Here is a 1,208-nt window from a genome sequence, read left to right on the forward strand (position 1 = left end):
TCGGCTTCCACGGCGGTGACGGTGGCCTGGAAGCGTTCGTCGGTGGGGTCGATGAGTCCGGACAGGCCGATGTGCAGGGAGGCGGCGTCCAGGTCGGTGCCGTCGTAGGCGGTGGTGTAGGCCTGGGCCTGTTCGTTCCAGCCCTTTTCGAGGACTTCCTGGGCGATGTCGGTGCGCAGGTCGGGCCAGGTGGGGTCGACGGTGCGCCCGTACTTCTCGGCGAGGGTGATGGCGCGGTCCAGGGTCACCCAGCACATGACCTTGGAGTAGACGCGTTGGCGGGGTTCGTCGCGTTCTTCCCAGATGCCGTGGTCGGCTTCGTGCCAGCGGCGGGCGACGGCCTCGGCCATGGAGCGGACCAGGTCCCAGTCGCGGTCGGTGAGTTGGTCGCGGGTGTGGGACAGGTGGGTGATGAGTTCGACGACGGGTCCGAACACGTCGAGTTGGACCTGGTGGTCGGCGAGGTTGCCGATGCGCACGGGGCGGGAGCCGGCGTAGCCGGACAGGGACTCGATGACTTCTTCGGGGCCCAGGTTGGTGCCGCGCAGGGAGTAGAGGGGGCGCAGGAGTTCGGGTGAGGGCAGGGAGTCCACGACGCGGTGGACCCAGTCCAGGAAGGCTTCGGCTTCGGTGGTGGAGCCCAGGGTGACCAGGGCCTGGACGGTGAGTGCGCCGTCGCGGAGCCAGCAGTAGCGGTAGTCCCAGTTGCGGACGCCGCCGATCTCCTCGGGCAGGGAGGTGGTGGCGGCGGCCATGACGCCGCCGGTGGGGGTGCACAGACCCCGCAGAGTCAGTGCGGAGCGCGCGGCGAGGACGTTCTCGGTGCGCGGCAGGTCCAGGTCCCGCACCCAGGAGGACCAGTGGAGGGCGGCCTGTTCCTGGCGCTGCGCCTCGGTGGCCTCCTCGGCGGTCAGGGAGTCGGTGCCGCAGCGCAGCTCCAGCACCACGGGACGCTCGGACCTCGGGTGGACGGTCGCGCGGGCGACGTCGTCGGTGCCGTCGTGGTCCACCCGCCACTCCACACCGGGGGAGCGCAGGACCATCGGGAAGTCGGCGCCCTGGACGCGCAGGCCCTCGGGCTCGACGGTGATGCGGATGGGGGCGCGGCCGAAGTCGGGACGCGGGGCGAACTCGACGGTGGCGGGGGTGACGCCGCCGATCACCCGGACGAGGTCGGTGCGGCCGGGCTCGGTGTCGTGCGCGAGGTA

At 71.4% G+C, this 1,208-nt stretch carries 1 protein-coding gene; it reads right to left on the reverse strand.

Going from position 1 to position 1,208, the window contains the following annotated elements; all coding sequences use genetic code 11:
• Positions 1–1,208, reverse strand: a 1,208-nt coding sequence (locus tag D452_RS0127085; RefSeq protein ID WP_017547267.1) for a glycoside hydrolase family 15 protein, incomplete at both ends; no start/stop codon positions are given.

It is taken from the genome of Nocardiopsis prasina DSM 43845 (assembly GCF_000341265.1).
In the GTDB taxonomy this organism is placed as follows: Bacteria; Actinomycetota; Actinomycetes; order Streptosporangiales; family Streptosporangiaceae; genus Nocardiopsis; species Nocardiopsis prasina.